Source organism: Clostridium sp. DSM 17811 (genome assembly GCF_018861905.1).
GTDB classification, from domain to species: Bacteria; Bacillota; Clostridia; order Clostridiales; family Clostridiaceae; genus Clostridium_AD; species Clostridium_AD frigoriphilum.
In genome coordinates this window covers 20,426-34,690 of sequence record NZ_JAHLDU010000017.1, presented here as the reverse complement: position 1 = coordinate 34,690, position 14,265 = coordinate 20,426, and the positions used below count along the sequence as shown (strand labels likewise).

The 14,265-nt window shown below is 30.8% G+C and carries 11 protein-coding genes and 1 riboswitch; of the genes, 1 reads left to right on the top strand and 10 read right to left on the bottom strand.

All coding sequences use genetic code 11. The features are described from left to right. Position 1: 1 nt before the first annotated feature. The 3 genes from KPL44_RS17915 to KPL44_RS17905 all read right to left on the bottom strand — a co-directional run bounded on the left by KPL44_RS17915 (position 2) and on the right by KPL44_RS17905 (position 2,426). Positions 2 to 382 carry a hotdog fold domain-containing protein gene (locus tag KPL44_RS17915; RefSeq protein ID WP_216252948.1) on the bottom strand — a complete coding sequence of 127 codons (381 nt, stop codon included), beginning with the start codon at positions 380 to 382 and terminating at the stop codon, positions 2 to 4. 142 nt (positions 383 to 524) lie between these two features. Continuing rightward, a riboswitch (Lysine riboswitch) is annotated at positions 525 to 704 on the bottom strand. Positions 705 to 1,142: 438 nt separating this feature from the next. Beyond that, positions 1,143 to 1,442, bottom strand: coding sequence for a hypothetical protein (locus KPL44_RS17910; protein WP_216252946.1), 300 nt, complete (start codon positions 1,440 to 1,442; stop codon positions 1,143 to 1,145). 327 nt (positions 1,443 to 1,769) lie between these two features. Then, complete coding sequence (locus KPL44_RS17905) at positions 1,770 to 2,426, bottom strand: MFS transporter (RefSeq protein WP_216252944.1); 657 nt, start codon at positions 2,424 to 2,426, stop codon at positions 1,770 to 1,772. A gap of 642 nt (positions 2,427 to 3,068) precedes the next feature. On the opposite strand from KPL44_RS17905, the gene KPL44_RS17900 reads away from it, so the two are divergent. Beyond that, on the top strand, positions 3,069 to 3,944 hold the full coding sequence (locus tag KPL44_RS17900) for a YitT family protein (protein ID WP_216252942.1): 876 nt from the start codon (positions 3,069 to 3,071) through the stop codon (positions 3,942 to 3,944). A gap of 10 nt (positions 3,945 to 3,954) precedes the next feature. Here KPL44_RS17900 and KPL44_RS17895 read toward each other — a convergent pair whose 3' ends face one another. From KPL44_RS17895 to KPL44_RS17865, 7 genes are all read right to left on the bottom strand, one after another. Further along, positions 3,955 to 5,664 carry a methyl-accepting chemotaxis protein gene (locus KPL44_RS17895; RefSeq protein ID WP_216252940.1) on the bottom strand — a complete coding sequence of 570 codons (1,710 nt, stop codon included), beginning with the start codon at positions 5,662 to 5,664 and terminating at the stop codon, positions 3,955 to 3,957. Positions 5,665 to 6,043: 379 nt separating this feature from the next. Further along, positions 6,044 to 7,585 (bottom strand): DUF5597 domain-containing protein, encoded by a 1,542-nt coding sequence (locus KPL44_RS17890; RefSeq protein WP_216252938.1) that lies wholly within the window; start codon positions 7,583 to 7,585, stop codon positions 6,044 to 6,046. A 136-nt stretch (positions 7,586 to 7,721) separates the two neighbouring features. Beyond that, positions 7,722 to 9,398 carry a glycoside hydrolase family 43 protein gene (locus tag KPL44_RS17885; protein WP_216252936.1) on the bottom strand — a complete coding sequence of 559 codons (1,677 nt, stop codon included), beginning with the start codon at positions 9,396 to 9,398 and terminating at the stop codon, positions 7,722 to 7,724. A gap of 177 nt (positions 9,399 to 9,575) precedes the next feature. Further along, positions 9,576 to 10,976 (bottom strand): MFS transporter, encoded by a 1,401-nt coding sequence (locus tag KPL44_RS17880; protein WP_253201833.1) that lies wholly within the window; start codon positions 10,974 to 10,976, stop codon positions 9,576 to 9,578. 257 nt (positions 10,977 to 11,233) lie between these two features. Then, positions 11,234 to 12,190, bottom strand: a complete 957-nt coding sequence (locus KPL44_RS17875; protein ID WP_216252934.1) for a flavodoxin family protein — start codon at positions 12,188 to 12,190, stop codon at positions 11,234 to 11,236. A gap of 31 nt (positions 12,191 to 12,221) precedes the next feature. Beyond that, positions 12,222 to 13,163, bottom strand: coding sequence for an ROK family glucokinase (locus KPL44_RS17870; RefSeq protein ID WP_216252932.1), 942 nt, complete (start codon positions 13,161 to 13,163; stop codon positions 12,222 to 12,224). A gap of 40 nt (positions 13,164 to 13,203) precedes the next feature. Beyond that, complete coding sequence (locus KPL44_RS17865) at positions 13,204 to 14,250, bottom strand: Gfo/Idh/MocA family protein (protein WP_216252931.1); 1,047 nt, start codon at positions 14,248 to 14,250, stop codon at positions 13,204 to 13,206. Positions 14,251 to 14,265: the final 15 nt, after the last annotated feature.

The following is a 14,265-nucleotide window of genomic DNA, read 5'->3' as shown; positions in this document are numbered from 1 at the left end:
TCTATTTTCTTTGTTTATCTTTTAGAACTACACAAGTCCCACTTGCCTTGCAAACAACTATTGGTTCATCTAATACGTCACAAGCTGAATCATTTATATCTGGTCTTGGCACTATAATTTTCCTTGCCTCAAAAATCATTTTTCTTGAAGAATTCCCTACACTCACTATTTCTCCAACCGCTTCTATATAATCTCCCGCATAAACTGGTGCTAAGAACTCTACAGCATCATAGGCTTTGAATAATCCTTCATCACCATCATTTAGAATTAGAAGTTCTGTAGCCACATCCCCGAATAATTGAAGCATTCTTGCTCCATCCACTAAATTTCCACCATAATGTGCATCATGAGCACTCATTCTTAGTCTAATTAAAGATTTCATTTTATCCTCCTTTTTAATCATAGTGTCTAATTTGCAATCCTAGGTTGATTCTATTGTGAACACAGAAAAAGGCACTGAATTTTCAGTGCCTTAATTAATAGAAACAAAAACCTATTAATGCAATGAAAAATTAACTTTCCATTACATAAATAGCTCTCCATAAGAACTTCATGACAGTGATAGAAATACTGTTCTCTATCGCCAAGAATATTTTAAAGAACCAAAATATCCTTTCGGCAAACAAATCCTTCATTTTTGACATTGGATGTTCTTATCCTTAACATTCAAAAACTACCCCTTTATCTGCACCTCTATTTATGTTAAATTATTAAATTTTATTTTAATTTTGTTTCTAACTTAATTATATTATTTACACTCCAACCTCCTAAAATTTCTTATGATACCACTTTATTCAATTTTCTAAGATATATTACAGTTTTAAATAATAAAGTTCAAGATAATAAAACTTTAATTACTACGCCAAATAAGCCTGTTGACTGGTTTAGATGTATCTACAACATAATCACTAATTACAACAAATTCCATTTGCATCGCGAATGGTACTAAATCACAAAAGTGAAAACCAAAATAATGTTAACTAATGAATAATTGAAACTAAATAGCTAAATCTAAAATCACAAAAATAGGGCAAGCAGATATATTTATCCACTGACCCTATTTCTCTAAGATTTTTATTATTTACTCTGTCTACTTTAAAGAAAAAATATCAACTTTTTTTATAATAATTCCAACGTTCTAATTATTGTCTTAACTTAATTACTGAAGAATTTTCTGAGATATAAGGTAATTGTTTTATCATAGTATAAATATATTTTGGTTTTAATTTATCATCACTTAGAACTTGCTTCAGTGATAATTTTTCATAGTACAACAATTTACACCAAAAACTGGAAAAGTCTTCTTTTGTAATAAAAATTGTATCATCACTTTCTTTAACAACAAATCCCGAATCAAATTTCTCCAAAATGTTCATGTCTATGTAGTCATCATTTGATAGCAGTAATAATACATCATCCCACATTTTCTTAAATGTAATCATTAAATTTCCCCCTAGATATAAAATTTATTTTCAGAATATTTTTTTAATTTCATTTTACCGCATTTTTTTATTCTACCATATTTTTACATCTTTATCAATACATTTATTTTAATATATGGTATTATTATTCATTTAATAATTTATTTACAAATACACTTATTTAAAATTAACATAACCTAAAATTAATCTAAAGTACCTATAAGTATAAAATAATATTTGTTACAATAACTATATATGTAATAAATTTCAAGAACGGTGATATTTTGAAGAACATCTCAAAAATCCAGTAGCAAAATTACTACTACTGGATAATCAACAAAATATTATTTAGATTATAGGTTGATGTCTTGCTTCCAATTCTTTAACGATTTTAGGATGAATACTATCTAACTTATAAAATGCTAATGCATATTCAATAGCTGCGCCACCAATAGCCACCCCTACTTTTGTGAAAAAACTATAACCAGCATAAAGTGTTCCTTCTGTACGTTCTCCAAATTTCCATTCATTATAATCAACAGAATTTGCTATCATTCCAAACACAGCCCCTGAATTAATTCCACCAAAGATATTTTCAATTAAATAAATTCCAATAAACAAAACCATATTACCTCTAAAAAATGGCATAATACAAAAATAGATAGTTATTGCTACAACTGCTCCAATTTTTACAAACATAAGTAATGCAAAAACAACAGTTGATACCCATGGTCCGTTTTTAAAAGAATTTTTATAAGTTTGGAGGATTCTAATTTTGTGCTTATCTTTTGTTTGTACATTTATTTGTACATTTATTTGTACATTTATTTGTACATATTTCTCTTTACAATTGAAATATACAACTAAATAACAACCGATCCCAACTACTGAAAACAAGGTAGCTATCAACAAAAATACCATTTTTGAATTTCCTTTACCCAATGAATTTACAAACGGTCCAGGTCCAACAGCTTTTGTAGATATTTCTATACAATGCACATTCATTCTACATAAAAAAAATACAAACACATTCTTATAATTATCTACTTTTACTTGTATTTTTATCTAAAATATAAATCTTTGTGTTCTTTTCTTAAGATAGATTAAAATTTATAACATATAATTAACCTTTATTCTTTATAGATTGTTTATTGATTGCATTTTCAATTGCCTCTATTCTAAGACCAAACAGATTAATAACTGGCAGGATAATTTGAGTATCCATAATACTAGAAAAGTTCATAAATTATCCTCCTAAATTTTGTTTATAATCCCACGATACTTTAGTTTAAATATAAGTGCAAAATAGAAAACTAAAGAAATCGTTTCAAATTGTTAATATCGCGTAAATAATTTATCAAAATTATAGAAACTTTATATGGAAATGTTATAAAATAATTTTTACTTAAATATTCTTTTAGTACTATCACATACTGTGGATCCTTGATAAATATGACCCTAATAATAGTATTAAATACACCAACCTATTATTAAATTGGTAAAAAAATAAAAATACTGCACTAGGATCCCCCTAAGTGCAGTATTTTTATTGAATTCTATTTAAAAATAATCTAAACCACCTATAAGTGCAAAACAATATCTGTTACAATAATTATATATGTAATAAATCGCAAGGATGGTGATATTGTGAAGAAAATTAACTTTAATAAAAATGTATTGGATTTCTTATTTGTAAGCATAGGTTGTTTATTGATTGCATTTTCAATTACTTCTATACTAAGACCAAATGGATTAATAACTGGTGGGATAACTGGAACATCAATAATACTCGAAAAACTAATTCATATTAAATATACATATATCGATTATATGTTATCTATTTTAGTTTTAGCTGTTGCTTGGATATCTATGGGCAAAAGGGAAGGTATAAAAATAATCACCCTCTCCGTAATATTTCCTATTATACTAATAATTTTTGAAAGATTTAATTATTGCTTTATAAAAAATGATATGATGCTGGCTTCAGTTTATTTTGGACTTATTTGTGGAATTGGAACTGGTCTTGTGCTAAAAAGAGGATTTTCAATGGGAGGAACTGATACTGTTGCGAAAATTCTTCATCATAAGATTTTTACTTTTGTAAGCATAAGTGAGATTCTACTTTGTATTGATGGAACACTAATTGCATCATCAGTTATAGTATATAATTCAAATATCGCACTTTATGCTATTCTTTCACAAATTATAATGGTGAATATGATTGACGCTGTGATGTTTGGATTTGGTTCAAAGAAGGTCAAACTTGAAATAATAAGCGATCATCATCAAGCTATAACTCAATACATAATCCACACTATTAAAAGAGGAGTTACCAGTTATGAAGTAAAAGGCGGTTATAAAAATTTACCACGCTTAAAACTTCTAACACTCTGTTCTCCAAGAGAATCTATGTTAATTAAGAGGTATATAGCAGAAACTGATCCAGATGCCTTTGTAGATGTTTTACCTGTAATTTCGGTATGGGGCAAAGGAATAGGATTTGATCGTTTATCCGAGGAGTAAAATAAATACGTTACAACTTAAATCTTTGAACCATAATGTTTAATTGCTCTGCTAGCATTGCTTGGTTTTGTGAAGCTTTTGTTATTTCCTCAATCGCTATAACAGATTCATTAACACTTTCTAATATTTCCTCAGAACTTGCTACTGATTCCTCAGATGTAGTTGATATACTTTCAATTGCCTTTTTAATTTCTAATACAGTCTGGTTTACAATATTCATTGAATCTCCTATATCTGAGGACATCTTATTAAATACTACAGCATCTTTACCATACTGCTTACCTGTACCTACAAATGAATCATAATCAGGTTTTACCTTATTATCAATAAAGCCTAATACATCCTGAGCGTTGCTAGAAAGATTCTGGAATGCTAGTTGAACTTTACCTGTTACTTCTTGAATCCTTTGAACTGCAGTAGATGACTGTTCAGCTAATTTCCTAACTTCATCTGCAACCACGGCAAAACCTTTACCTTGCTCTCCGGCTCTTGCTGCCTCAATTGCTGCATTAAGTGCGAGAAGGTTTGTTTGACTTGCTATATTCCCTATCTCATCCGCCATTAACTTAACTTCACGAACAACTTCACCATCCTCAATTGCTTTTAATATGTTCCCTTGTTTTTCTAAATATAGTTTATTTGAAGTTATAGAACTCTTTTCAGCATCTTCACTAATTTGTTTTGCCTTTAGTTCTATATCCTTTGCAATCTCATTTCCTTTATTTGCACGTACAGTAACCTCCCCGACATTTTCTGCAATACTTTCCGTGGTCGCATTTACCTCTTGAGTAGTAGCACTTAACTGTTCTGTCCCTAAAGATACTTGCCTCACTGATTCATTTACGATCTCCATCTTAACAGATATTTCCTGTATTGTAGCAGATAGTTCTTCACTTGTAGCACTAATTTCATTAGCACTACCCGATATTTCGCCAATTAGTATTTTTAAGTTTGTTATAGCCTTATTTAAAGCTTTTGCCAAACCTCCAAGCTCACTTTTATTATCAATGTCAATAATTTTTGATAAATCATTTTCGGAAAGTGCTTCAGCTACGATTACAACCTTCTTTATTTGCCTTGAAATTGACATAGCAATTATTAGACCTAAGATTATAGCAACGAATAATCCCAAACTAGTTAATGATATTATTTTAACATAGGCACTATTATATAATGCGTTACTATTATTATAATTTACTTTTCCTCTATCTGTAATTAATTTTAATTGTTTATCTAAAAATTTGATCTTATTGGTTGAAATTGCTGCATAACCCATTATGTACTCATTTGAATGAGCATAGTTACCTTCATCAACTTGTTTAAGTATTTTAGCCTCCACTATCCGAGAACTTTCCACTAATTTTTCAAAATTAACAAACTGTATTCTATCGTTATCTGTAATTATAAGTCCCTTGTAACTTGCAATAAGTTCATTATCACTAATTTTCGTACTTGCAAGGTCTTTTTTAAAAAAGTTTAGCCCCACCTTGAATGATGGAGTAAGGATTAATAATATTTCCTTCTCTCCTGTAATTGAATTTGTTTTAAGTTTGTTAGTAATAACACTTATTTGATCATTATTGTAAAGGTTCATAATATTTTTATTAATGACTCTCATGCTATTCATTCCGATAAATCCCACAATGCCTATAAATAATGCAATCATGACAAACGATGAAACTAGCTTTTGAATCATTTTTAAGTTATTAAACCATTTCATTAATCCCACTCCTCGTATAAAATATTACAAACCCTCTTCTTAATTATATTATACTGTCGTTACTATCAACAATATCATAATTAAAAAAATCCTACAGATTAAATTTATCATTTATCTAATCTACAGAATTCTTTTATGTACTTTATCTTTATTTATAAATTAAATATATTTACTATTTAGAACGTCTTTCTTCAATTTCTGTAGCATAGCTTGTTGCTTTTGCTTAGTTATACCATAGAAACACATTGGAATTATTCCTTAAAAAAATCCTTTCTGATTGTTTCCATGACCTAATGCAGTCACTAAAGGCATAAGTAAAGCACCTGTAATAACACTAGATATCAAAGCGAAGAATCCTCTGTATGAATTCACCTCCTTATTAATATTTATATAATTCAATATAATAGCAGCTTAGCTTATCTTTTAAATGCAATGCCATTTTTTCATCCCCATTTAAAACACGGCTACACTTCCACTCACCATTCTCAAATTCTCCTTCTTCAAACTTCAAAATATCTACCTTCTTATTTTCACCCAATTTTGGTAAAATATTAATATTACACATCATACCAATAATATAAAAGCTATTTTCTCCAACTTGATATATCATACCAGCTGCTACTGGTTTCTTTGGTTGTTTGGGAGCATATCCAATCTGAAAATCATAGTTCTCAAATTCGAAAAATGTACCATAATCAATTTCTGACGTTTTCACAAAGCTTTTTAAATTAGGGGTGCCACGATATTTAAAATACAATGGCTTAATTTCTTCCATCAATCCATATACTCTTGCAAGATACTCCTTACTACCTTCTATATCAAAGGATGTTGGATCTATATTTAATGCAATCATTAATTCCATAGGAGGTTTTTGAATAGCCTCTGGATTCATTCCATATTCTTCTATTGAAAAAGGTGAATAGCCGATAGCATTATATTTTCCAAAGGCATACAATGCATACGATGCTGTCACAGCATCCTTACGTACTTCTGGAATGAAAAGCGGATTTCCATTTTGAGTATATTCCTCCATTACTTGAGGTACATATGATACATAAGTATCTGGTGCAAGGCAGAACAATGATGGTGCAATCAGTTTCCACATCTTATGCATAGATGCAACAGGTCCGCCACATGGATATGATCCTAAATGCCATGGATACTGTTCTAACCAAGCATTTGCATAACAGGGAATATTATATTCTTTTTGTGCTGCCTTTGTAATATATTCTACTGCCTTAGCATAATAATATGCCATAAAATATTCTCCTGCTTCATATCCAAAGCACTCTTTCCAATTTCCTTGAACAGAAAATTCTTTTTCTATCTCAGCTGGAACATTCTTCGCAAATTCACTTTCTCCCTCTATTGAATAATCTCTATCAGTCCCCATCAGACCAATTTCATTTTCTACCTGAATTGCAATAACTGTATTTTGTTTTTCATCAATTTCTTTTATATGTTCCATAATGTGAGCTAATGCATTAGCATCCTTTTCAATAGCAGTCTGACATAAAGGTGATACGGTATTCGTCACTTCACCATTCACTTTTTTCGCACGGAAATACGTATTAGAGTTTTTTTTCACCCAACCTGGAACATAAGTGGATTCTGTATTCTTCCATAACCCAAACCATAATAAAATTAAATGCATATTATTCTTTCTTGCTTGGTCGATAATACCATCTAAAATTGAATAATTAAAAACTCCTTCTTCTTCCTCAATCAACTCCCAGTAAATTGGAATGAGGGCTGTATTCATATTTAACCCTTTTAGATTAGGCCAAACATTTTCCTCCATAAATTCAAGATTACTGGCACTTGAATTATGTATTTCTCCACCAAGTACAATAAAAGGTTCATTATGAACAAATAATGTATCAATTCCGTTATATTTTTTAATACCAGGTAAGTTTTCCATAAAAACATTCCTCCATAATTTTATATTTCAAATGTGACCTAAAATGATACGGTTGCCCATAAAATACGTGCATGGGATTTTTTTCTGTAATATTCCTTTTTCATCAGTTCAATTTTCTCTTCTTAAGTCATTCTTACTAATTTTCGCCTATATACTCAAACCAATCAAAGTCTGCTATATTATCACAAGCGACCCCATTACTACTTGCAAACATACCTATATATGTTCCTACACACCCTCCTGCTACTTCAGAACATAATATCCTACCATCTACATTTTCTATTAGCAGTTCCATTGAGTCTAAAGATGATCCATAGTAGAAACTATAATCTTGACCCCTTACAGATACCTTTAAATAAATTATTTGTGAATTAAAGACTTTCTGTTCAAGCTTACTTTCTATGTTTTCATAGCTGAAGGTTTTTGCGTGAAAATCCATGTCCACTTTAGCTATACATTTCATTAAGCGTATAATTTTTTCTCCATTTTCTATTGAATATTCAAATCTAAATTGATGATTATTATCTTGAACCATTGCAATTCCTGCAGTTTCCAAATCGTTTTTAGGACTAAATTCCATTTTTGTACAAGCATCGAAATTCATGTGTTGTATACGTCGTCCTATAAAGCTAGGATTATCTACAATCGTTTCTTTTTCTTTATAACAAAGTCTCTTACTTTCATCATAAGGTGGTGCTTTAAGAATATCCACCATCCCTTGAGTTCTAAGTTTTAGTCTAAGATTACCAGGTCTTTCTGTTAGACTAAAAAACTGTTTTCTTGGAGTACGAATGCTATTCCATATATAATCTAGTGTTTCTTTATTAAAATCATCACGATTTGCTCTTGAATCAACATCAAATTTCGTAAGGTTTGGAATGGAATATTCAAACTCTATTTTTCCTGTTCCAGGACTTACAATCGGCCAACCATCTTCCCAAATCATAGGCATTAGAAATGTTTCTCTTGCTAGATTTTTATAATATCCTCCATAAGGCCTAGAAGCAAGTGCAACCATCCACCATTCACCATTTTGAGTCTCAACAAAGTCCGCATGTCCAGTATTTGAAATAGGATAGCTTTTACCAAGATGGCGGTGGGTTAATATTGGATTTCCAGGGTTTCCTTCATAAGGTCCAAAAATATCCTTACTTCTTGAAATAGTAACTGAATGAAAATGCTCAGTACCACCTTCTGCAATCATTAAATAATAAAAATTATTAATTTTATATAGATGAGGTCCTTCAATAAAATACGCATTTTTTAAAGCACCTTTCCAAAGTACATAACTTTCACCAATAAGCTGCATTGTATTTAAATCAAGCTCTTGACACCAAATATCTTGGTCTCCCATATACTGTGGATCTTGTGGACTTCTTGTACCAGTATAATAAGCCCTACCATCCTCATCAAAAAAGAGAGAAGGATCAATCCCAGGTGCTCTCTTTATCCAATATGGATCTGACCATGGACCTGATGGATTTGTTGCAGTTACAATAAAGTTTCCTCCATTGTTTACATTTGTAGTTATCACATAGTACACACCTTTATGATAACGAATAGTAGGAGCAAATATTCCTCCTGTAAATCCAGCGCCATCCAAATTTAACTGAGATGGGTGATCTAATACATGGCCAATCTGTTCCCAGTGTACAAGATCCTTACTGTGCTGTATTGGTATGCCAGGAAAATACATAAAACTGGAATTAATCATATAATAATCTTCCCCTACACGGCATATAGAAGGATCCGGATAAAATCCTGGTAAAATTGGGTTATTAAAAGTCTCTTCTTCTTTATTTTTAATTATCATTTTAAAATCTCCTTATCAGCTTTTTATTTAACCCTTAGCTACTCCAACGCCTATACCCTTTACAAAATACTTTTTCGAAGAAATGGTATAAAATGATAATTGGAATAATTTCTATAATCTCAATTAATCTTAAAATTATAGGAGTAAATTTTTTAGATTTATCAATTATATTATAAGTTACTCTTCAGTAATGCTTTTATTACGTCTTTCAAGTAATATTTCACTAGTTTTCGTAGCCCTAATTTTAGTAATACCATAAAAGGACATTGGTATTGTCGCTAATAAAAACATTATGCCTGGTAATAAATTTACTATAATATTTATTCCATGTACTGCTTCTGCAGTCTGTTGTGCTTTTGCAACATAACCTACCATGCCTAAAAAAGTAACACTTAGAGCTCCTACTAATGCATTCGAAATTTTTGTTATAAGACTTGTAAAAGAGTATATTGATCCATCACTACGAAATCCAGTTTTAAGTTGATTATCATCTATACAGTCAGCTACCATACTAAATATCATAATACCATTAATCCCCAATGGTATACATGCAAAAACTGACAAGATTAGAATCATTGTAATGTTTGTTTCAGGAGTTAAATAGATGCCACAAAGTGAAATCCCAGTTGTTACTAATCCAATTCTTAGTAATGTACTCTTTTCAATGTGTTTTGTAGCTATCGAAGGTATGAATGAACCAATAGCCATGCAAACAGATAATAATGTAAATAAAACCGCTATTAAATCAGGACGTTTTAAATAATATATGCAGTAATACATTAAAGTTCCTAATCTTTCAAATAAACCAGTAAACAGTAAGAATAGAGTTGCATATACCAACAGTAATTGCTTATTTGAAAATGCAGCCTTTAAAGATTGTTTTACTGTAGGCTTTTCTGCCTTTGTAGGTGTTATAACTTCTTTACAATTTTTAAATGTTATAAACAACATAGGCATTGAAATTAATGATAATACAATTGATGCATAGAAGTAACCCTTTTGATTATTACCTTTACCTAATATTTGAATTAAAGGCATTACTGTAGCTCCTGTAAGAATTCCTGCAATAGTTCCAAAGAATCCCCTGAAAGAATTTAAACTAGTTCTTTCATTAGTATCCCTAGTCATAACTGTAGCAAGTGCACCATATGGAACATTAACTAGCGAATGAACTGAACCTAATAATAAATATGTTACAGCTGCATAGATTATCTTTGATACGCCAGTAAAAGATGGAGTATAAAAAGTTAATACATTAAATATACAAAGAGCTATTGAACCAAATAGGATATATGGTCTAAACCTTCCAAACCTAGTATTTGTATGTTCCATAACTATACCTAGTAATGGATCTACAACACAATCCCATACTCGTGCTACAAGTAATAATACAGCTACAACGGTACCTGGTAATCCAAATACATCTGTATAAAAAAACAAAAGATAAGATGCTATTAGACTCCAAACAATACTACAAGCAAATTCACCTAAACCGTAACTAACTTTTGTGCCAAAACTAAGTTTTTTAGTAACCATTTTTTGAATAACCATTTCCTTATTACTTAATTTAGTTTCCATATATTACCCTCCCTAACATAATTAATAATATCTGTTTGGTCACGATTACAACGTTAATAAATGTATTAGGCAACAATACCATATACTATGAAATCAACAACCTTCATTAGTTTTAAACTTATTTCACTGATGACCAAATAATCTATAATAACGTTTTCATTATTGGCTTTTATAATAGATCTCTTTAGTAGTTTATTTGGTATAAGCAACTATTAAAGAGATCTATGAAAGACTATTGAATTTTCATGGTCTTTTATTTATTTTGTTAATTTATCAAAATCTTTATATCTTTGTAATAGTTCTGGCAATATATCCTTTGCTGCTTTCATTTTTGGTCCTGCTATAGCACCAAATCCTTGAATCTCTAAATAATGCTCCTTAAGTCCTGCGTATGTTCCTCTGGCACGCTCTTGTTGCTCTTTTGAGAAAGTTACATTTACCCTTTCTCCATCTATTTTTAATTTACCTTCAATACCACATACTGTACACTCTACAGTAGTTGTACCGTTTAATGTAATTAAATTTTGATGACATACTGGGCAAGTTCCTTCTTCTCCGTACCATTCTATATCATCATCAGGTCTACCTATTGCTTCTGCAACCTTAACTCCTAGTGTATTTACATTTTTAATTAAATCTTTGTTTAATACTGGACTTCCTGTTCTTCCCATATCATATACATCAACTTCTCCAACAACTTTCATTGCCATTGACATACCAAAAGTATGCATAGTAGGCATTCCTAAAGAAACCCAATTTTTAGTATGTGCACCTCCAACAGAAATATACCCAACATAAAACTTCTTAAAATACCTTGGATCAACTTGGTTATCTACCTCACCTCTTACTATACGTTTATCCTGTTCACCTTGCATTGCTGCACTGTCATGACGAGGTCCAAATCTATCAATAAAATCTTTAAATTGTCCAACTGGTTCAAGCACATACACTGGAGCAGCTACAATTATTGCATCCGCATTAAGAATCTTCTCCTCTAATTCTTGAAAATCATCTTTGATAATACATTGTGTATCTTTTCCCTTTTGAAATCCTGTACTACATGCTCCACAACCAGTACAACGACCAATGTTCAGATTAACTGTATTTACAAATTCAACCTGCGCACCTGCAGCTTTTGCTCCGAATAATGCTTCTTTTACTAATATATCATTGTTAGCCATCTTTTTACCAAATGAAATTCCTAATACTTTCATGTTTTTAATCTCCTCTATGTCATATTTATATTTATATATCGAATACTAATTTTACTCCACCATAAATCCCTGCATAATTCCCCAATGTAGCAAGTTCAAATTTTGTTCTTTCAGAAGCATGAAATGCTTTTTTTATAAAATGTTTTTGAATTACATTCAGAAGAATTTCTCCTGCTTTTGATAAACCTCCACCTATAACGAAAATTTCCGGATCACATACACATGATACATTTGCAAGTGTATTTCCTAATTTTTCTCCCAAATCTTCAACTAACTTACTTGCTAACTCGTCACCCTCTCTTGCAGCATCAAATATTTCTTTTGCTGTTATTTTACTATGATTTCTTAGTATAGAGGGGCTACTATCATTTTCTAAAAGCTTTTGTGACTCTTTTACGATACCATTAGCTGATGCATATTGTTCAAGGCAGCCTGTTTTTCCACATCCACAAACTTCTGTTTCATTTTCAACAACTTTAATATGTCCAATTTCTCCGCCTGCACCGTGTATACCTGAAATTATTTTACCATCAATTATAATTCCACCGCCTACTCCAGTCCCAAGTGTGACCATTATTAAACTTTTATATCCTTTGCCTCCACCCTGCCACATTTCTCCTAATGCAGCAACATTGGCATCATTGCCAGCTTTTACTGGAAGATCAATCATTTTGCTCAAAGTTTCTTCTACATTAAATATGTCCCAACCTAAATTAACGCATTTTAATACAGTTCCGTCACAACTTACAGGTCCAGGTACACCAATTCCAACACCTACTACACTATTTTTATCTATTTTTTTTTGCTTTAATTTATTTTCTATTTCCATAGATATATCCTCTAATATATATTTACCATTTTTCTTTCTATTGGTATCTATCTCCCATTTTTCTAATAATGTTCCATCAACTTTAAACAATCCTATTTTTATTGCGGTTCCACCAATATCTACCCCAAATCCATATTCTCTCATTTGATTTCCCTTCGCCTTTTTTTCTTTTATATAAAATAACTTAAAACATTATAGCTTTGTTTGTTTCACTAGATTCAAATGCAGCTTCCATAACAGATAACACTTTTCTTACTTCTGGAATCTTTATTTTTAATTCTTCTTTTCCATTTATTACTTGAACAAAATTCTTATAAAAATCTGTCCATTCTGTTTTCACTTCCGGTAGTGCTTCTGAATACAATACACCTGCAGGTTGAGGTGCAAATTGTCTAGTTGGACCAGCAACAGTTTCTGCAATTTGTGCAGGTAATTTATCTAATAATTCACTAGTTCTCCAAATCTCACCATCACAAGCAAATGAATTGATTTTTAAAGTTCCTCTATTTCCTGCAACTAACCATCTTGGCTGATAACTTAATATATAAGTACCTAACTCAAGATGCACTGTAATACCATTATCAAATTTCATTAGAATTTTAAAATAATCATCAACTTCGTCATTTATAATACTTTTAATATCTGCAAACACACTCACTAAGTGTGCATCCCCCATCATAAATAATGTTTGGTCTATTAAATGCACTCCCCAGTCATACATCATACCGCCACCGTATTTTTTGTATAAATGCCATTCATGAATTCTTCCATTTGCTGTATGAAGTTTTGATTCTATTGTGAATATTTTACCTATTAAATTTTCCTCATATACTTTTTTTACAATTTGAAAATCTTTATCCCATCTTCTATTTTGATGCACTGTAAAAATTACATTGTTATCTTTTGCTGCTTGTGTCATCTCATCAAGTTCTTTTACATTAAGTGCTGCTGGCTTTTCGCATATAATATTTTTCCCAGCTTTAGCAGCTTTTATTGCCATCTCTTTGTGTAAATAATTTGGGACTGTAAGCAACACTGTATTAATATCAGGATTTGCTAAAAAATCATCTACAAATTCATAGGATTTTACTCCTCTCGCTTCTGACTCTTTTCTTTTTTCTTCCTTAATATCACAACTTGCTATAATTTCTACTTGGTCAACTCTTCTGGCATTTTCTTCGTGCCATTTTCCCATACCGCCAAAGCCTAAAATCCCTAATTTAACGTTCATAGTATTACCTCCTTG